Raw genomic sequence first — 19,092 nt, 5'->3', positions numbered from 1 at the left:
TCCCCGCATTAGTCGGGTGAAGCACGGCGACGCATCAAGCGTCATAGTCCGATAGAAGCCTGATCGCTGGGTAAAGGACGCGCGCTTTGGCCGCGAATTTGACGTCGCATGTCATGAGCATGCTGTCGCGTTCCATCGCAAGCAGCAAATAGATACAATCCTTTACCGGATGGCCGAGCCTTATCGCGAGGTCGCCCGCCGCCTCAACCTGCGACGGCAGCGTGCGCAACAGCCTGATACCACCGCCGTCCAATATTGCGCGCCAGGAACGAAGCGCAGCCCGACCTTCTGCAGCGATCGTCTCGCCGGTGTTCACGCGCCGTACGATCGCCTGGGCCACTTCCACCATGATCAGGTCTGGCGCGACAACCTCCTGAGCGATGCCGAGATACATCGGTCGGCGGCATCGCTGTCGGCCTCCTCGACCAAGAGTTTCACGGCAAAACTGGCATCAAGGACGATCACGTCCTCGGCATCGCTACTGTTCGTCGCGAATCGCGCGAATCAGCGCCACGCTGCCTTCATAGTCCGGTCCGGGATCGATCCTGGTAGCGCGCAATCGTTCGATCACCTCGGAACGAGGCATGTGCATGCCTTCAAGGCGTGCACGGATTTCCGCCTCTAGCGAGCGCTGATTGACGTCGGCATCGCGTTGCAAGCGCTCATAAGCGCCCTCATCCAAGTCCCTGATAGTGACCGTCGCCATTCCCTAAAAATAGCAAATAGCCTGCGTTATGCAATCACGCCGCGCGTTTCTCCAACGCGTGCGCCGCTTCCGCCATCAGCGTGGCGAGGATATCCGCAAGTGGTTCTTCCTTGGTGACCATGCCGACCGACTGGCCCGCCATCAGGCTGCCATGTTCGACATCGCCATCGATCACCGCGCGGCGCAGCGCGCCGGCCCAATAATGCTCGATCTGCAATTGCGCCTCACCCATCGCCAGCTTGCCCTCGTCGAGTAGCTGCGCGACCTCGCGCTGCTTGGCGGTGAACAACTCGCCGCCCGCATTCTTGAGCGCGCGCACCGGAATCACCGGCAGGCGTGGGTCGATCTGCACGCTGGCGGTGGCGTCGCGGGCCGAGGCGCGGATGAACGCCTTCTTGAAATTGGCGTGCGCGATCGATTCGGTCGCGCAGACGAAGCGCGTGCCGAGTTGCACGCCCGCCGCGCCCATATCGAGATAGCCGGCGATCGCCTCGCCACGCCCGATCCCGCCGGCGACGAACACCGGCACCTTGTCGGCGATATCGGGGAGAATTTCCTGCGCCAGCACGGAGGTGGACACCGGGCCGATGTGCCCGCCCGCTTCCATGCCCTCGACGACCAGCGCATCGACGCCCGAGCGGACCAGTTTCTTGGCCAGGCTCAGCGCCGGCGCGAAGCAGATCAGTTTGGCGCCATTCTGCTTGATCGCATCGATGCTGCCGGTCGGCGGCAGCCCGCCGGCGAGCACGACATGGCTGACATTGTGCTTGTTGCAGACCTCGATCAGCTCGAACAAGGCCGGGTGCATGGTGATCAGGTTGACCCCGAACGGCCTGCGCGTCAGCGCCTTGGTGCCGGCAATCTCGCGGTCGAGCAGGTCCGGCGTCATTGCGCCGCACGCGATCAGCCCGAAGCCGCCGGCATTGGACATTGCTGCAACAAGGTTACGCTCGGATACCCAGGACATCGCGCCGCACAGGATCGCGACCTCCGAGCCAAGGAAATCGACGCCACGCGCCATGCGCCGCTGCAGGCGCTCGGCGCCGATGGAAGTTGGTTCGCTCATGGCCGCGACGCCTAACGCAATTCCGGCGCGACGGGAACATGCTTCCCCCGCAGGGTGGCGGCGTGAGCGGAATGTCGCCATCATCGGCAAATGGAACAACATAGCAGCGAACTCAGCCTCGCAACGCGCGGCCCTGGCTTGATCGAATTCACCGATCCGGTCGTGCAGTGGGTGGCCGATACCGGCACGACCACGGGCTTATTGACGCTATTCGTGCGCCACACCTCGGCCTCCTTGCTGATCCAGGAGAATGCCGCGCCCGCCGCGCGCCGCGATCTCGAGCGCTATTTTGCCACGCTGGCGCCGGAAAGCAGCACCTACGAACATCACGACGAAGGCCCGGACGACATGCCAGCGCATCTGCGCGCCGCCCTGACCGGGACGAGCCTATCGATCCCCGTGGCGCACGGTCGACCGGTGCTCGGTACGTGGCAGGGCATCTATTTGTTCGAGCATCGCCGTGCGCCGATGCAACGTCGAGTGGCCATGCACTTGCTGGGCGAATGATTACTCTGCATCAACTTGGATTGTAACAAATTCGACTTAATCGAAGATATATTGATCTAGGTTTGCTCTGGGAAATTTCCGGAACATTGCCAGAAAAACGCTGTTAGGGGGACGTGAACAACCGAGGTGCGTTGGTGCGACACGTTCTGATTATCGAAGACATGTATCTGTTCCAACAATATCTGAAAGACATTGCCACGCTGGCCGGAGCGTCATCGATCTCGGTGGTCAGCACGCAGGACGACGCCGTCGAATCCGCGCGGCAGCAAAAACCAGCGCTGATTCTGTCGGATATCAAGCTACCGCAAGGCTCGGGCGTGTCGGCGATCGACACGATCATGGCGGATCATGGCGACATCCCGGTGATCTTCATCACCGGCTATCCCGAGCGCTGCGACAATCATTCCAGCGACGGCGTGCTGCTGACCAAGCCGGTCTCGGCAGACGTGCTGCTCAAGACGGTCAGCGCCTTCTTCGGTGGCGCGCCGTTGCCGACGCGCCACTAATCCCTCAGGCGGCGTCCTCGGCGTCCAGCCCGTAGGCGGTGTGCAGCACGCGTACTGCCAGTTCGGTATAATCCTCCTCGATCAGCACGCTGACCTTGATCTCCGACGTGGTGATTGCGAGGATATTGATCCCCCGTTCGCCCAACGTCTTGAACATGGTGGAGGCCACGCCGGCATGGCTCTTCATGCCCACGCCAACCACCGAGATCTTCGCCACGCGCGTGTCATGGACCAGATCGGCATAGCCGATCGAGCTTTGCGCATGCCCCAGCACATCGAGCGAGCGCGCCAGATCGGCGCCCGGCACGGTGAACGTCACGTCCGTGGAGGGCGCTGCCTGCCCCTTCAAATGGGCGATATTCTGGATGATCATGTCGACGTTGATATTGGCATCAGCCAGCGGCGCGAAGATCGCCGCCACCGCGCCGGGCTTGTCCGGCACGTTGGTCAGCGTGATCTTCGCCTCATTCTTGTCGTGCGCGATGCCCGTGATCAATTGCCGTTCCATGTCACCCAAATCCTCTTCGCTCACGATCAACGTGCCTGGTTCCGCATCGCCCAATGGCGCGTGCTCGTCGACGAACGACGACAGCACTTGCACTCGGACCTTTTCCTTCATCGCCAACCCCACCGAGCGCGTCTGCAGCACCTTCGCACCGACGCTCGCCAGTTCCAGCATTTCCTCATACGTCACGCGCTTCAATTTGCGCGCACGGGGCACGATCCTGGGGTCGGTCGTGTAGACCCCGTCGACATCGGTATAGATGTCGCAGCGATCGGCCTTCATCGCCGCCGCCATCGCCACCGCCGAGGTATCCGACCCGCCTCGGCCCAAGGTGGTTACGCGCTCGCCCGAGGCGACACCCTGGAAGCCCGGGATCACCGCGACTTCGCCCCGCTCTAGCGAGGCGATCAGCCCGGTCGTGTCGATCTCGCCGATGCGCGCCGAGGCATGGCCGTCAGACGTGCGGATCGGCAATTGCCACCCCATCCAGCTGCGCGCCTTGAGCCCCACCGCCTGCAACGCGATCGCCAGCAGCCCGCTGGTGATCTGCTCGCCCGCCGAGACGACCACGTCATATTCGCGCGGATCATAGAGCGAGCTCGCCTCGCGGCAGAAATTGACCAGCCGATCGGTTTCGCCGGCCATCGCCGAGACGACCACCGCGACCTGGTTGCCGGCCTCGACTTCACGCTTCACGCGCGCGGCGACGATGCGGATCCGCTCCGTCCCCGCCATCGAAGTGCCGCCGAATTTCATCACGATGCGCGCCATGGCAGCCTTTATGTCCTTTTGGCTTGGAGGCCGTGCTGATAGAAACGCCGCATGATAAGTGCAAGCGACCCCGTAACGACAATCGTCCCTTCGAGCCCAAGCTCGATTTCCAGCACGATCGATGCGCGTGAGGCGGCGCATTTCGGCACGATGGCGGCCGATTGGTGGGATCCACAGGGCTCCTCGGCGATGCTGCACAAGCTGAACCCGGCGCGGCTGCGCTATCTGCGCGAGCGGATCGACGCGCATTGGCAGCTCGACGGAAGCGGGTTCACGCCGCTCGCGGGCAAGACCGTGCTGGATGTCGGCTGCGGGGCGGGCCTGCTGTGCGAGCCGTTAGCGCGGCTTGGTGCACAGGTGACCGGGTTGGATGCGGCGCCGGAGAATATTGCTGCCGCGCAGGTCCATGCGGCGCAGGCGGGGCTGGACATCGATTACCGCGTGGGCAGCGTCGAGGATTTAGGTGGCGAGACGTTCGATCTGGTGACGTCGCTCGAAGTGATCGAGCATGTCAGCGATCCCGGCGGGTTCGTGCGCGGGCTTGCCGGAGCGATCGCGCCGGGCGGGCTGCTGGTGATCTCCACGCCAAACCGGACGGCATTATCGCGGCTGGCGCTGATCGGGGTGGGCGAGCGGCTCGGCGGCATTCCCCGGGGCACCCACGATTGGGACAAGTTCCTCACCCCCGCCGAACTGACGGCGTTGATCGACGCGGCGGGCTTGCACGTGATCGATACGCGGGGGTTGGGGTTTTCGGTTTCGAAGGGTTTCGTCCTGAGCGACGATACCAAGCTGGATTATTTCATAACCGCAGTACGCGATTAATCCTCCCCGGCACGGGGAGGGGGACCGTTCGGCTTCTTCAGCCGAATGGTGGAGGGGGACCTCCGCGAACGCCTACCGTTGCGTTGCCGGCCACCCCCCGCCGTCAGCCTTCGGCTGCCACCTCCCCGTGCCGGGAAGGATTTACGCCATCACATTCCGCCCGCGCTGCACCGTGGCCGTGTGCCCGATCGTCCCCCGCGCCGACTTCGCCTTCACGCTATCGACCATGATCCAGTCGTTGGTCACCCGCTCCGGCGTCAAGGTCAGCGCCATATATCCACGCCGCGATGTGTCGCACCATTTGAGCTCCGGATTGGCGCGCACCAATCCAGCGGCCACCACCTTCGGATCCGCAACGAGCGCGCTTTCATAGCCGCCGGAGGTCACTGCGTGCCCAGCGAATTCGACGCCCGCGGCGCGGCCGTCCTGCCCCAGATCGTAGGCCCAGGCATTATGGCTATCCCCCGAAATGACGACGAGATTGGCATCCGCCGCCTGCGCGCCCTTGAGAAAGCGCGCGCGCGCCGCAGGGTAGCCGCCCCAGCCGTCGAGATTATTGGGCAGCCCGACCTTGGACGCCATCAGCCCGCCCTCGACATAGCGCTTGACCCGCGCCGGTGCGTCGGCGGCGATCCAGCCAGCGGCATCGGCCGGCGTGCTGGTCTTGCCCATGATCGTGCCGAAGCCGACCACCTGCCATTTCTGCCCGGCCTTGACCGAGGCACGCAGCGCGTGATCGAGCCATACTTCCTGTTGCGACCCCATCATCGTCGCGCCCGGATCCATATAGACACCGTCGCGGAACGCCGCGAGCGCCGCCATCGGGTCCTTTTCCTTGAACAAGGGCGCGATATCGGGCTGTTCGGTGCGCGCGAGCAGGCGCGTCTCGGTGCGGAACAAGGTGGCCAGGCCGCCGATATCATAGGCCTTCCACGGCTCGTCCGACACCGGCATCCATTCGCGGAACGCTTGGATCGCCGCAGCCTTGCGCGCGATCCAATCGCCCTCGTCGGCCTGATGATTTTCCGCGCCGCCTTCCCAGGCATCATTGGCGGATTCATGATCGTCCCATTGCGCGATCATCGGCAGTTTGGCGTGCAGCGCCTGCAGATCGGGATCGGCACGATAGCTGCCATAACGCAGGCGATAATCAGCCAGATGGTACAATTCGCTGGCCGGCAGCGGAATACGCCCGCCGACCGTATCGGCCAGCGAGGGATAACCGCCCGGCTTATATTCGTAGAAATAGTCGCCGAGATGGATCGCCAGATCGAGATCGTCGCGCGCCACGGCATGGGCATAGGCATTAAAATAGCCGAACGCCATGTTCGAGCAGGAGAAGATCGCGGCGCGGAATTTGTCCGTGCGCCCCTCGGGCAGCGTCTTAGTACGACCGACCGGCGACATCGTACCGTCGGGCGCGATGAAGCGGAAATGGTAGGACGTGCCGGGCTTGAGGCCAGCGACGGTGATCTTGGCGGTGTGATCGCGCCACGGTCCGGTGATCTGCACGCCGCCGCCCGCGACCTTCGCGAAATCGGGCTGTTCCGACAGCTCGACCTTGAGTTCGACCGCGCCGCCATTCGCCGGCACATAGCGCGTCCACAGCAGCATCGAATCGCTCGCCGGTTCGCCGCTCGCCACCGAATGGGTGAAGCCGCGCGCGCTGGCGACGGTCAGGCTCTGCGCGAACCCGGGCACGGCGAATGCCCCCAGCCCCAGCGTGCCGGTGAGCAACAGCGAACGACGATCGACAGTGAATTCCACAACGTATCTCCCTCAAGCCGTCGCGGTTGCGCCTTCTGTATGGCGTCCGCGTGACAATAGGGCGTGGTGGCACAGAAATGACCAGCCTGGGCCGGACTTTTAGGCGGTCGTGGTAGTCGCCCAGAGATTGGCAGCGGCAAGCGCCTTGGGATCGTCCACGTCGATCCAGTCGAGATCGCTGCAATCGACCGTCAGCGCGGAGCCCTGGGCGATCAGCGCGCGCACCGCCTCGGTGATCGACGGCGAATCGAGCGCGGCAAGCGCGACAAAAAACGCCGGGCCGACTGCGAACACGCCGGTGTCGTAGCAATCGTGCGGCGCCATTTCCTTGCCGATCGCGGTGATATGCTCGCCCTCCGTCGCGACGCAGGTCACGTCGAGCGGATCGACCCAGTCATGCCCGAGCCGCCGGTCGATGCCGAGCCGCAGCCCTTGCCCCGCCCCGGCCGCCGCCATACGCGCGTAGAGCGCCGGATCGACGAGATGATCGCACATCACCAACAGCGTTTCCGCCCCGTCCAGCAACGGCGCGGCGGCCAGTGCAGACACGCCGTTGGGCTGGCGCCAGTCGACCGTGCGCGCGGTCTCCACCGTCACCGGCCAAGCGCGCGACGCGAGATGCGCCTCGATCGCCTCAGCACGATAGCCGGTGGTAACGATGATCCGCGTGATGCCGGCGGCGGCCAGCCGCTCGATCGCGTGATCAAGCAGCGGCTTGCCGGCGACGTCGCATAACGGCTTCGATTCGGCCGCGTCGCGCAGGCGGGTGCCCGCCCCGGCGGCGAGCACCACGCAGGTCGTGATCGTCACGTGCCCGTCAGGCAGCGGCGGCGATGAAATCTTCGACCGCCTGCTGTGCCAGATCGTCGGTCATCTGGATCGGCGGGTGCTTGCAGAAATAAGCGGACGCCGGATGGACCGGACCTGCCAGGCCCCGATCGCTGGCGATCTTGGCGCAGCGGATCATGTCGATCGCCACACCCGCCGAGTTGGGGCTGTCCTCGACCGACAGGCGCATTTCCAGGTTCATCGGCACGCCACCGAACATCGTGCCTTCCATGCGCAGGAAGCAGACCTTGTTGTCGTTCTGCCACGGCACGTAATCGGATGGGCCGATATGCACATTGTCGTCGTCGAGCCGCTCGGCCGCGACCGACTGGACCGCTTCCGTCTTGGAGATCTTCTTCGACTCGAGGCGGCGATGGTTCGACATGTTGAGGAAGTCGGTATTGCCGCCCGTGTTGAGCTGGTAGGTGCGCTCCAGCTTCACGCCGCGCTTGGCGAACAGATCGGTCAGCACGCGGTGGACGATCGTCGCGCCGAGCTGCGCCTTGATGTCGTCGCCGACGATCGGCACGCCGGCATCGGTGAACTTCTTGGCCCAGGCTTCGTCGCTGGCGATGAACACGGGGATGTTGTTGACGAAGGCGACGCCCGCCTCGATCGCGCATTCGGCGTAGAATTCGGTCGCCTTCTGGCTGCCCACCGGCAGATAGTTCATCAGCACATGCGCGCCGCTCGCGCGCAGCGCCGCGACGACATCGGCCTTGCTCGGCTGCGCTGCGTCCGAGACAATAAAGGTGCGATCATCCTTATAGTCGGCCATATGCTCGGCGACGCCGTCCAGCACGTTGCCCATCTGCACCTTGACGCCGCTTGCCGGCACGTCGGCGCAGAAGATCGCGGTGCAATTGGGCTTGGCGAAGATCGCCTCGGCCACATCGACGCCGACCTTGCGCGTGTCCACGTCCCACGCCGCGACGACCTTGATGTCGCTCGGCTTGTAGCCGCCGAGATCCCAATGCATCAGACCGACATGGTCGTTCTGGCCCTGGTGGTAAAAGGCCAGGCCCTGGACCAGCGAACTGGCGCAATTGCCGATGCCGATCACGGCGACGTTGATGGTATTCATGGCTGGAGGAAATCCTTCGAGTCTATCAATGGGGGGCTCGGCGGCAGAGGCGGCCGGTATTTAGGTATTTACGGGTGCAGCGCCGGCGGGAGACACCAGCGCCGCTTCCACGCGCCGATGCCAGAACAAGGTACCCGCTAGCAAGAGCGTGAGTGGGACGAGCTCGAACCACCAGAACAATCTGGGGTCGCCGGCCAGGCAGGCAAGGAAGATCGCGGCGACGCGCATGTTGGCGCTTTCGAACGCCATCAGCTTCATCGGCGCGGCCGCGCGCGTGGCATAGTCCCGCCCGAAACGTTGCGCATCGCCGCTCGCGGCCAGCGCACGATCGAACGGATCGGCCAGTCGATCGACGCTGCGCGAGACATCGTCGTAGAGCTTTTCCAGGCGGCTGCCGGTGCGCGGAGGCGGCGCGCTGCCGCTGTCGCCGCGCAGGCGGCGGTGGAAACGGGTGCGCTCCCCTTCGAACAGATTGGATTGCAGCGCGTGGACCAGCCCGGCGGCAATGGCCAGTAGCCAGCCTTCCAGCGTACCGACCGTGGCGGCGAGCGTCAGGTAGAATAAGGCGAACACGCCGTGGTCGCACAATCCATCGAGCAGGCGGCCGAAAGCGGAGGCGGTCTTGGTGGCGCGTGCGATCATGCCGTCGAGCCCGTCGGCGATCAGCCAGCCGACCGACAGCAGCAGCCCGGCGACCACGGCGCGCGGATCATTCCACTGGGCAAAGGCATAGGCTGCGGCAATGCCGAGGCCGAGTCCGGCGAACGAGACCATGTTGGCCGATATGCCCAAGCGCAGCGCCAGCGGCAGCAGCACGCGGGCAGCCGGATGGATCACCCAGAGATTGGTGGAATCCTCTATCCGCCTGTCACGCGAACCGTCGGGCGGTGGAATCGTCATCGAGCTGTCATTATGCCGTTTCGGCGCTATTTCCGCAAGAGCGGGATAGTGACGGATGCGACTAAGCGCATCGCCGCAGGACAGGTCATCCCCCACCTTATACCTCACCGAGCGGACATATAAGTGGCGTCATCCCCGCGCAGGCGGGGATCCATATGCTCGACGGTAGTGCATTAGGCCGCGACGTCAGCCAATATGGGTCCCCGCCTGCGCGGGGATGACGGGTGGCGTGCAGGTCGCCTCGAGCGTCGCCGCCCTACAGCGAGCGCCCGATCAGCTCCTTCATGATCTCGTTGGTGCCGCCGAAGATCCGCGTCACGCGCGCCGCGCGCCAGGCGCGGGCGATAGGATATTCGTTCATATAACCAGCCCCGCCATGCAGCTGCAGGCAGGCGTCCATCACTTCCCATTGCAGATCGGTGTGCCAGAGCTTGGCCGCGGCGCCTTCCTCGTTGGTCAGTTCACCCTTGAGGTGACGGGCAATCGCCCAATCGAGATGCGCCCAGCCGACCTGCAATTTCGCCTTGAGGTCGGCCAGCACGAAGCGCGTATTCTGGAAATCGAACACCATGCCGGCAAAGGCCTTGCGCGTCTTGGTGAACTCGACCGTCTCGTCGAACGCCTTTTGCGACGAGGCTTGCACCGAGACCGCGATGCTGAGTCGTTCCTGCGGCAGCTGGCTCATCAGATAGATGAAGCCCTTGCCTTCCTCGCCCAGGCAGTTGGTGATCGGCACGCGCACATCCTCGAAGAACAGCTCGGACGTGTCCGCGGCGTCCTGGCCGATCTTGTCGAGCTTGCGGCCTTTCTTGAAACCGTCGCGATCGCTTTCGACGAGAATGATCGACATGCCCTTCCACGCCGGCACGGCAGTCGGATCGGTCTTGGCAACGACCAGGGTCAGATCGGTGTTTTGGCCGTTGGTGATATAGGTCTTGGAGCCGTTGAGGACGTAATGGTTGCCGTCCTTCTTGGCCGTGGTGCGGATCGCTTGCAGATCGGATCCGGTGCCTGGCTCCGTCATGGCGATCGCTGTTATCACCTCCCCGGAGACCATCTTGGGCAGCCATTCGGCCTTTTGCTCTTCCGAACCGTAATGCTCGATATAGCCGGCGACGATATCGGATTGCAGCGAAAAGCCGGCGGGTACGCCGTTATACGCCATCTCTTCGTCGACGATCGCGTTATAGCCGAAGTCGAGCCCGAGCCCGCCATAAGCCTCGGGCACGGTCGGGCACAGCATGCCGATCTCGCCGGCCTTGATCCAGAAATCCTTGGGCACGAGCCGCGCTTCTTCCCATGCGTTGACCTGCGGCACGCCTTCTTTCTGCAGGAAGCTGCGCACGGTCTGGCGGAAGGCCTCGTGATCCTCGGTATATGCAAAGCGACCGGCGACGGTGTCGAGCGACATCAGACTCTCCTATAACTTTTGTTTTGGCGGGTGTGCGCGAGGCTTCCGCGAGCGTCAAGCGATCTCCTTCAACGCGGCTTCCGCGTCGGTCGCGGGAGGGCTAAGGATGACAAAAGAACACAGGAGAGCATCATGAAACTGGCCAGCCTCAAACACGGCCGCGACGGCAAGCTTGTCGTCGTCTCGAACGATCTCGCCTGGTATGCCGATGCCGGTCACATCGTCGGCACGTTGCAGGCCGCGCTGGATGATTGGGATCGCCTGCTGCCCGATCTGCAAAATCTGGCGACGGATCTCGAGCATGAGATGATCCCGATGCGCCGATTCCACGAGCATGACGCCGCGGCGCCGCTGCCCCGCGCCTATCAATGGGCCGACGGCTCGGCCTATGTGAACCATGTCGCTTTGGTGCGGCAAGCGCGCGGCGCGGACATGCCCGACACGTTCTGGCACGATCCGCTGATGTACCAGGGCGGCAGCGACGGTTTCCTGGGGCCGCGCGATCCAATCCCCCTGGCCGATGAAAGCTGGGGCTGCGATCTCGAGGCGGAAGTCGTAGTAGTCACTGGCGACGTGCCGCTTGGCGCGACGCGCGACGCGGCGCTGGCCGCGGTGCGGCTGGTCGGGCTGACCAACGATGTCAGCTTGCGCAACCTGATCCCGGGCGAACTGGCCAAAGGCTTCGGCTTCTTCCAGTCCAAGCCGGCCAGCGCTTTCTCGCCCGTGTTCGTGACGCCCGACGCGCTGGGCGACTGGTGGAGCGACGGCAAGTTGCGGCGCAAGCTGATGGTCGATCTCAACGGCCAGCCGTTCGGCCGGGCCGAAGCCGGCGAGGACATGACGTTCGATTTCGGCACGCTGATCGCCCATGCCGCCAAGACGCGGAAGCTCGGCGCGGGGACGATTATCGGTTCGGGCACGGTCTCCAACCGCGATGCCGATGGCGGGCCGGGCAAGCCGATCGCCGCGGGCGGCGTGGGCTATTCGTGCTTGGCCGAGCTGCGCACGGTGGAAACGATCACCGGCGGCCAGGCCGTGACGCCGTTCCTCAAAGCGGGCGATACGGTGCGAATCTGGGCCGAGGACGACAAGCGCCACCCGATCTTCGGGGTGATCGAGCAGACGGTAACTTCCTAACTCCTCCCCCACCGGGGGAGGGGGACCGCAGCCTTCTCCAGGCTGGTGGTGGAGGGGTAGCCACGAGAGGTGCCACTGCCTGGCTACCCCTCCCCCTTGGGAGAGGAATAAGAGCACCCACACCCCCTCGCTATCGCCGTTGAAATTTTATAACAAGGGTCGACACCCGAGTCCGCGCGTTCAAGTAAGCGGACACTTATGGAGATTTCATGTCCAGCGACCCAGGACGCGGTACGAGGCGCGCCAATTTGCAGCCTTTGTCGCTATACGTGCCGGAACCCAAGTTCCGCCCCGGCGACGCGGTCGATTTTACCTCGGTACGGCTGCCCGCGGCCGGCGCGGCGCGCCGCCCGGATACGGCGGATGCGGCCGACAGCTTTACCGATCTCGCCTACGAACTGGTCCGCGTGCTCGATGAAGAGCACCAGGCGGTAGGCCCGTGGAACCCGCGACTCGCGCCCGACACGCTGCGCGCCATGCTGCGCAGCATGGCGCTGGTGCGCGCGTTCGACGAGCGCATGTTCCGCGCCCAGCGCCAGGGCAAGACCAGCTTCTACATGAAGTGTACGGGCGAGGAGGCGGTCGCGGTCGCGGCCGCCTATGCGCTCGATTACGAGGATATGTGCTTTCCGTCCTACCGCCAGCAGGGCCTGCTGATCGCGCGCGGCTGGTCGATGGTCGATATGATGAATCAGATCTATTCCAACACCGCGGATCGGCTGCAGGGCAAGCAGCTGCCGATCATGTATTCGGTGCGTGAGGCCGGCTTCTTCTCGATCTCGGGCAATCTCACCACGCAATATCCGCAAGCGGTGGGCTGGGCGATGGCCAGCGCTGCCAAGGGCGACACGCGCATCGCCGCCACCTGGTGCGGCGACGGCAGCACGGCGGAGGGTGATTTCCATTCCGCCTGCACCTTCGCGTCGGTGTACCGCGCACCGGTGATCTTCAACGTGGTCAACAATCAGTGGGCGATTTCGAGCTTTTCGGGTTTTGCCGGGGCCGAATCGACCACCTTTGCGGCGCGCGCGGTGGGCTATGGCTTCGCCGGCTTGCGCGTCGACGGCAACGATGCGCTCGCCGTCTACGCCGCCACCGCCTGGGCAGCGGAACGCGCGCGGACCAACCAGGGGCCGACGCTGATCGAGCATTTCACCTATCGCGCCGAAGGCCATTCGACCTCCGACGATCCCGGCCAATATCGTAGCGAGGGCGAGCCCAACGCCTGGCCGCTGGGCGATCCGATTCGGCGGCTGAAGGATCATCTCATCGCGATCGGCGAATGGGACGAGCAGCGCCACGCCGCGCAGGACAAGGAACTGGCCGAGGAAGTGAAGCGCGCGCAGAAGGAAGCCGAACAGAACGGCATTCTCGGCCATGGGCTGCACCAGCCGCTCGATACGTTGTTCGACGGTGTGTTCGAAGAAATGCCGTGGCATCTGCGCGAACAACAGGCGCAGATGGTCGCGGAAGAGACGGCCAGCGGCCGCCCCTGGGCACGGACGGCGTGAGCGAGATGATGGACAGCGAAATTCGGCCCGCGGACAGCGGACCCACCACCCGCATGAACATGATCCAGGCAATCAACTCCGCCATGGATATCATGCTGGAACGCGATCCCGACGTCATCGTGTTCGGCGAGGATGTCGGCTATTTCGGCGGCGTGTTCCGCGCCACGGCGGGGCTGCAGGCCAAGCATGGCAAGACCCGCGTGTTCGACACGCCGATCACCGAGATCGGCATTATCGGCGTGGCGGTCGGCATGGGCGCTTACGGCCTCCGCCCCGTGCCCGAAATCCAGTTCGCCGATTACATCTATCCCGCGCTCGATCAGGTCGTGTCGGAAGCGGCGCGGCTGCGCTATCGCTCGGCCGGCGAATTCACCTCGCCGATCACGATACGCTCGCCCTTCGGCGGCGGCATCTTCGGTGGGCAGACGCACAGCCAGAGCCCGGAAGGCATCTTCACGCATATCTCGGGCATCAAGACGGTGATCCCGTCAACGCCGTACGACGCCAAAGGGCTGCTGATCGCGGCGATCGAGGATAATGATCCGACGATCTTCTTCGAGCCCAAGCGCATCTATAACGGCCCGTTCGATGGCCATTGGGACAAGCCGGCGCAGAATTGGTCGAAGCATCCCGCAGGCGACGTGCCGACCGGTTATTACAAGATCGAACTGGGCAAGGCCAAGATCGTCCGCCCCGGCGAAGCGCTGACCATCCTGGCGTACGGCACGATGGTGCATGTCGCCGCCGCGGTGATCGCCGAAACCGGCGTGGATGCCGAGATCATCGACCTGCGCACGCTCGTGCCGCTCGATATCGAAACCATCGAGGCCTCGGTCAAAAAGACCGGGCGCTGCATGATCATCCACGAAGCGACGCGCACCAGCGGGTTCGGTGCCGAGCTGTCAGCGATCGTGCAGGAACGCTGCTTCTACCATCTCGAGGCGCCGATCGAACGCGTCACCGGCTTCGACACGCCCTATCCGCACAGCCTGGAATGGGCCTATTTCCCCGGGCCCGTCCGCATCGGCGAAGCGCTCAAGAAAGTCATGAGGACGTAATGGCACGCTTTACCTTCAAGCTTCCCGATATCGGCGAAGGCATTTCCGAGGCGGAGATCGTCGCCTGGCACGTCGCCGTGGGTGATCGGATCGAGGAAGACCAGCAGATCGCCGACATGATGACCGACAAGGCAACGGTTGAGATGGAATCGCCGGTGTCGGGGATCGTCGTCGAACTGGCCGGCGAGGTCGGCGATCAAGTGTCGATCGGCGCAGCGTTGGTGGTGATCGAAACGGGCGAAGAAGAGTTTTCGGCGGAGGAAGCCCCGGCGTTGCGCATCGATCCGCCGGCCGAGTTGAAGGTCGCGCCGGCGAGTGCCGAGCAGGCTGAAGTGGCCGAGCAATATGAGGCGGAGAATCCGGGAGTAGAGGAGACGTCCCCTGCCGCATCGGCGCTTTCGCCGGCGCAGGCCGAGACCCAGTCGGGAGACGCTGATGGCGTAGCGCAGCGCGAAGTTACATCCACCTCCGCGACTGGGCCCCGGCCTGCGGCGGGGAAAGATGTAGAGCAGGGGAAAGCCCTCGCCTCCCCCGCGGTGCGCGCCCGCGCGGCCGATCTCGGCATCGACCTCGCGCATGTAAAAACCGAATCGGATCGCGTCCGCCACGCCGATCTCGACGCGTATCTGCGCTACGGCCAAGGCCAGGGCTACCAGCCCCCCCACGCCGCCAACGCCCGGCCTGACCAGCCAATCAAGGTGATTGGCATGCGCCGCCGCATTGCCGAGAACATGGCGGCGTCGAAACGTGCGATCCCGCATTTCACCTATGTCGACGAGATCGACGTCACCGCGCTCGAAGACATGCGTGCGGATCTCAACGCCAATCGCGGGCAGCGCCCCAAGCTGACCATGCTGCCGCTGATGATCGTCGCGATCTGCAAGGCCATTCCTGCCTTCCCGATGATCAACGCACGCTATGACGATGAAGCGGGCGTGGTCACGCGCCACGGCGCAGTGCATCTCGGCATGGCGACGCAGACCGATGCCGGGCTGATGGTACCGGTGATCCGCGACGCGCAGGACCGCAACGTTTGGCAACTCGCCAGCGAGATCGGGCGCCTCGCCGAGGCGGCGCGCAGTGGCAAGGCAAGCAGCGCGGAATTGAGCGGCTCGACGCTGACCATCACCTCACTTGGCCCCTTGGGCGGCATCGCCACCACACCGGTGATCAACCGCCCGGAAGTGGCGATTATCGGGCCCAACAAAATCGTCGAGCGCCCGGTGTTCGACGGCGACGAGATCCGACGCGCGAAGCTGATGAACCTGTCGATCTCGTGCGACCACAGGGTCGTCGATGGGTGGGACGCGGCGAGCTTCGTTCAGGAACTCAAAAAGTATCTCGAAACACCGGTGCTACTGTTCGCCGACTAACGTTAAACCAGACGGTTGACTAATCGCGGGTAAGTCGCATATTCAACCCTATGGTTGAGCGACTCGACATTACCTTCGCCGCGCTAGCCGACCCCACCCGCCGCGCCATGCTCGCACAGCTGCGCGGCGGCGAGCGCAGTATCGGCGATCTCGCCGCCCCGCACGCGATGAGCTTCGCCGGTGCTGCCAAGCATGTGCAGGCATTGGAACGCGCGGGGCTGGTCGAACGGCGCAAGGCCGGTCGGCAGCAGCTCTGTCGGCTGCGCGCCGAGCCGCTGCGCGAGGCGGAGGCGTGGCTCAAGCAATGGGAAGGTTTCTGGAACGCGCGGCTTGACGCGCTCGAAGCGATGATCGCCGATGAACAGGAGCAGATGCCATGATCGATATCCAATCCCCCGCCCCCGATACGCTTCGGCTCGAACGGCTGCTCGACGCGCCGGTCGAGACGGTCTGGCATTATCTGTTCGACGCAGAACTGCGCTCGCGCTGGTTCGCCGGCGGCGCGATGGAGCCGCACGAGGGCGGCGCACTCGAATTGGTGTTCGATCACGATAATCTCTCGTCGGATCCGGTGCCATATCCGGAAAAGTATCGTGCACACCAAGGCGCGCGGGGCGAGGAGCGCATCGTGCTGTTCGAGCCGCCGCACCGGCTCGCGTTCACTTGGGATGGCGGCAAGGAAGGCGTGGTGCGGTTCGAACTGTTCGACCAAGGCGGCCGGACCCGACTGGTGCTGACGCATGACGGCATTTCCGGGCCGCCGGCGATGGCCAATTTCGGCGGCGGCTGGCATGCGCATCTTGCGGTGCTGCAGGCGATCCTGGCCGGCGGCAGCGTGCGCGATTTCTGGGCGCTGCATGCAAAGTCGGAGGCGCAGGTGACCACGGCACTTGGGTAGATCTGTTCCCCTGCGAACGTAGGGGTCCACGGTAACGCACGGTGCGCTTGCGGCCCTGGGCCCCTGCGTTCGCAGGGGAACTGCTCCCTCGGTTCAGGATCGGCAGTTAGACGATCTCGAACAGCCCCGCCGCGCCCATCCCGCCGGCGGTGCACATCGACACCACGACATAGCGCACGCCGCGCTTGCGACCCTCGATCAGCGCATGCCCGACCAGCCGCGATCCCGTCATGCCGAAAGGGTGCCCAACGGCGATCGCACCACCATTGACGTTATACTTCTCCGGATCGATGCCCAGCGTGTCGCGGCAATACAGGCATTGCGAGGCGAACGCTTCGTTCAATTCCCACAGCCCGATATCGGCCACCGACAAGCCGGCACGGTCCAGCAGTTTGGGAATCGCGAAGACCGGGCCGATGCCCATCTCGTCCGGCGCGCAGCCCGCCGCCTGGAAGCCGCGATAGATGCCCAGGATCTGCTTGCCCTCGGCCTCTGCCGTCTTGCGATCCATCAGGATCTGCGCCGAGGCGCCATCGGACAATTGGCTGGCATTGCCCGCCGTGATGCTGCTGCCGGGGCCGCTGAACTGGCCGCCGGGCCAGACCGTCTTGAGCCCGGCCAGCCCCTCCGCCGTGGTACCGTCGCGAATGCCTTCGTCTTGGCTCAGCGTCACCGTCTCGCTGCCGGTGCGGTTGCCCTGCTTGTCGAACAGGCCCTTCTCGACCGTGATCGGGGCAATCTCCTCGGCAAACGCTCCGGCGGCGAGGCCGGCAACGGCACGCTGCTGGCTCTGCGCGCCATACGCATCCTGTGCTTCTCGGGAGATATTGTAGCGCTCGGCGACGATTTCCGCCGTCTCGATCATCGGAATGTACGCCGCCGGCTCGTTGGCGACGACCGAACTGTTCAGGAAGCGCGGCGCATCCTTGGTGACGGTCAGGCTGATCGATTCCATGCCACCGGCCAGCGCCACATCCATTTCATCGCAGATGATCGAGCGTGCGGCGAGCGCCACTGCCGTAAGGCCCGAACCGCATTTGCGATCGAGCGTAAAGGCCGGCACGCTCTCCGGCAGGCCAGCGGCGAACACCGCCATGCGCCCGGCATTGCCGCCTTGCGTGCCATATTGCCCGCCAACGCCCCAGAAGATCTCGTCGAGCCGCGCGGGATCGATGCCGGCGCGCTCGACCGCGGCGTTCATCACATGCGCCGCGAGCACCGGCGCTTCGGTAATGTTGAACGCGCCGCGATAGGCCTTGCCGATCGGGGTCCGCGCCGTGGCAATAATGGCGGCTTCACGCATGAACTGGCCTTTCGAGCTATCGGTATGGCGATAGTCTAGGGCGCAGGATCATGATTGGAAAGACGGTTATCGGCTCCAGCGGGCCCAGATGGCGGTCGGCAGCAGCAGCCCCCGCGCTTCCTCGCGCACCGCGAGTTCGCCCGCCTCGACCGTGCCGCCGAGATCGCCGAGTGTCTGGCGCAACAATTCGCCGATCGCCAGCGCCGACATGCGCACCGCATAGACCGTCAGGAACAGGAAGCGCGACTCGGCATCGAGCAATTGCCGGCAATCGGCGATCAGCCCGGGCAGGCCTTCCTCCAGCTTCCACACTTCGCCATCGGGACCGCGGCCATATTTGGGCGGATCGAGCAGGATGCCGTCGTAGCGCCGCCCGCGGCGCACTTCGCGCGCGACGAACTTGGTCGCGTCGTCGGTCATCCAGCGGATCGGCCGGTCGGCCATGCCGGAAAGCTGCGCATTGGCGCGCGCCGCCTCGACCGACTTCTTGGACGCGTCGACATGCACCATTTTCACGCCCTGCCCGGCCATCGCCAGCGTCCCCACGCCGGTATAGCCGAACAGGTTCATGCATTCCGCGTCGGTCTTGTCCGCGACTTGCGCCCGCATCCACGACCAGACCGGCGCCATGTCGGGGAAGAAACCGAGATGGCGGAACGGCGTGTTGTTGGCGGTGAAGGTGACGTCGTCCCACTTTAGCGGCCAGCCTTCACGCGGCACCGGCTGGTTGAATTCCCAACGCCCGCCGCCATCCTCGTCGGAGCCGGGGAGGAATTCGCCACGCGCTTTCCACTCGGTCGAGGCCGGCGCCCACATGGCCTGCGCCTCAGGGCGGATGAAGCGGAAACGGCCATAGCGCTCGAGCTTGCGGCCATGGCCGGAGTCGATCAGCCCGTAATCGGGCCAGGGTTCGCCGATAAGTGTCTTCAATTCCAT

Annotated in this window: 20 protein-coding genes; 9 read left to right on the top strand and 11 right to left on the bottom strand. The window is 64.6% G+C overall.

Annotated elements, in window-relative coordinates; genetic code table 11:
* Positions 1-34: 34 nt before the first annotated feature.
* From U1739_RS16940 to U1739_RS16930, 3 genes are all read right to left on the bottom strand, one after another.
* Positions 35-394, bottom strand: coding sequence for a type II toxin-antitoxin system VapC family toxin (locus U1739_RS16940; RefSeq protein WP_332709750.1), 360 nt, complete (start codon positions 392-394; stop codon positions 35-37).
* Positions 395-478: 84 nt separating this feature from the next.
* The gene (locus U1739_RS16935) at positions 479-706 is read right to left on the bottom strand and encodes a FitA-like ribbon-helix-helix domain-containing protein (RefSeq protein WP_332709749.1); all 228 of its coding nucleotides are present in this window, start codon (positions 704-706) and stop codon (positions 479-481) included.
* 34 nt (positions 707-740) lie between these two features.
* Complete coding sequence (locus U1739_RS16930; protein WP_332709748.1) at positions 741-1,772, bottom strand: NAD(P)H-dependent flavin oxidoreductase; 1,032 nt, start codon at positions 1,770-1,772, stop codon at positions 741-743.
* A gap of 90 nt (positions 1,773-1,862) precedes the next feature.
* Here U1739_RS16930 and U1739_RS16925 point away from each other — a divergent pair, with 90 nt between their 5' ends.
* Complete coding sequence (locus tag U1739_RS16925) at positions 1,863-2,279, top strand: secondary thiamine-phosphate synthase enzyme YjbQ (RefSeq protein ID WP_332709747.1); 417 nt, start codon at positions 1,863-1,865, stop codon at positions 2,277-2,279.
* 134 nt (positions 2,280-2,413) lie between these two features.
* Positions 2,414-2,785 (top strand): response regulator, encoded by a 372-nt coding sequence (locus tag U1739_RS16920; RefSeq protein WP_332709746.1) that lies wholly within the window; start codon positions 2,414-2,416, stop codon positions 2,783-2,785.
* Positions 2,786-2,789: 4 nt separating this feature from the next.
* Here the strand turns inward: U1739_RS16920 and U1739_RS16915 are convergent, their stop codons facing one another.
* On the bottom strand, positions 2,790-4,061 hold the full coding sequence (locus tag U1739_RS16915; RefSeq protein ID WP_332709745.1) for an aspartate kinase: 1,272 nt from the start codon (positions 4,059-4,061) through the stop codon (positions 2,790-2,792).
* A gap of 51 nt (positions 4,062-4,112) precedes the next feature.
* Here U1739_RS16915 and ubiG point away from each other — a divergent pair, with 51 nt between their 5' ends.
* On the top strand, positions 4,113-4,886 hold the full coding sequence (gene ubiG / locus U1739_RS16910) for a bifunctional 2-polyprenyl-6-hydroxyphenol methylase/3-demethylubiquinol 3-O-methyltransferase UbiG (RefSeq protein ID WP_332709744.1): 774 nt from the start codon (positions 4,113-4,115) through the stop codon (positions 4,884-4,886).
* A gap of 141 nt (positions 4,887-5,027) precedes the next feature.
* Here ubiG and U1739_RS16905 read toward each other — a convergent pair whose 3' ends face one another.
* The 5 genes from U1739_RS16905 to U1739_RS16885 form a co-directional block, all read right to left on the bottom strand.
* Positions 5,028-6,653, bottom strand: coding sequence for an alkaline phosphatase D family protein (locus U1739_RS16905; RefSeq protein WP_332709743.1), 1,626 nt, complete (start codon positions 6,651-6,653; stop codon positions 5,028-5,030).
* A gap of 99 nt (positions 6,654-6,752) precedes the next feature.
* Positions 6,753-7,463, bottom strand: a complete 711-nt coding sequence (locus U1739_RS16900) for a phosphocholine cytidylyltransferase family protein (protein WP_332709742.1) — start codon at positions 7,461-7,463, stop codon at positions 6,753-6,755.
* A gap of 7 nt (positions 7,464-7,470) precedes the next feature.
* Complete coding sequence (locus tag U1739_RS16895; RefSeq protein ID WP_332709741.1) at positions 7,471-8,565, bottom strand: inositol-3-phosphate synthase; 1,095 nt, start codon at positions 8,563-8,565, stop codon at positions 7,471-7,473.
* A gap of 60 nt (positions 8,566-8,625) precedes the next feature.
* Positions 8,626-9,465, bottom strand: coding sequence for a CDP-alcohol phosphatidyltransferase family protein (locus U1739_RS16890; protein WP_332709740.1), 840 nt, complete (start codon positions 9,463-9,465; stop codon positions 8,626-8,628).
* Between the two features lie 256 nt (positions 9,466-9,721).
* Positions 9,722-10,876, bottom strand: coding sequence for an acyl-CoA dehydrogenase family protein (locus U1739_RS16885; RefSeq protein WP_332709739.1), 1,155 nt, complete (start codon positions 10,874-10,876; stop codon positions 9,722-9,724).
* Between the two features lie 132 nt (positions 10,877-11,008).
* Between U1739_RS16885 and U1739_RS16880 the strand changes: the two genes are divergently transcribed.
* From U1739_RS16880 to U1739_RS16855, 6 genes are all read left to right on the top strand, one after another.
* A complete protein-coding gene (locus U1739_RS16880; protein ID WP_332709738.1) occupies positions 11,009-12,013 on the top strand; it encodes a fumarylacetoacetate hydrolase family protein in 1,005 nt (334 codons plus the stop codon).
* Positions 12,014-12,222: 209 nt separating this feature from the next.
* The gene (locus U1739_RS16875) at positions 12,223-13,524 is read left to right on the top strand and encodes a 3-methyl-2-oxobutanoate dehydrogenase (2-methylpropanoyl-transferring) subunit alpha (RefSeq protein ID WP_332709737.1); all 1,302 of its coding nucleotides are present in this window, start codon (positions 12,223-12,225) and stop codon (positions 13,522-13,524) included.
* A gap of 53 nt (positions 13,525-13,577) precedes the next feature.
* On the top strand, positions 13,578-14,582 hold the full coding sequence (locus U1739_RS16870; RefSeq protein WP_332709794.1) for an alpha-ketoacid dehydrogenase subunit beta: 1,005 nt from the start codon (positions 13,578-13,580) through the stop codon (positions 14,580-14,582).
* Complete coding sequence (locus tag U1739_RS16865) at positions 14,582-15,955, top strand: dihydrolipoamide acetyltransferase family protein (protein ID WP_332709736.1); 1,374 nt, start codon at positions 14,582-14,584, stop codon at positions 15,953-15,955. Before U1739_RS16870 ends, U1739_RS16865 begins: the two co-directional genes overlap by 1 nt.
* A 50-nt stretch (positions 15,956-16,005) precedes the next feature.
* Positions 16,006-16,335, top strand: coding sequence for an ArsR/SmtB family transcription factor (locus U1739_RS16860; protein ID WP_332709735.1), 330 nt, complete (start codon positions 16,006-16,008; stop codon positions 16,333-16,335).
* Complete coding sequence (locus U1739_RS16855) at positions 16,332-16,853, top strand: SRPBCC family protein (RefSeq protein WP_332709734.1); 522 nt, start codon at positions 16,332-16,334, stop codon at positions 16,851-16,853. The genes U1739_RS16860 and U1739_RS16855 overlap by 4 nt, the downstream gene beginning before the upstream one ends.
* A 106-nt stretch (positions 16,854-16,959) precedes the next feature.
* Here the strand turns inward: U1739_RS16855 and U1739_RS16850 are convergent, their stop codons facing one another.
* A complete protein-coding gene (locus U1739_RS16850; protein WP_332709733.1) occupies positions 16,960-18,156 on the bottom strand; it encodes an acetyl-CoA C-acyltransferase in 1,197 nt (398 codons plus the stop codon).
* A gap of 66 nt (positions 18,157-18,222) precedes the next feature.
* Complete coding sequence (locus tag U1739_RS16845) at positions 18,223-19,092, bottom strand: class I SAM-dependent methyltransferase (protein ID WP_332709732.1); 870 nt, start codon at positions 19,090-19,092, stop codon at positions 18,223-18,225.

This window comes from Parasphingomonas puruogangriensis (genome assembly GCF_036663635.1).
GTDB lineage: Bacteria > Pseudomonadota > Alphaproteobacteria > Sphingomonadales > Sphingomonadaceae > Sphingomonas.
The sequence above is the reverse complement of the archived record's forward strand: the minus strand, read 5'-3'. Positions and strand labels throughout refer to the sequence as shown.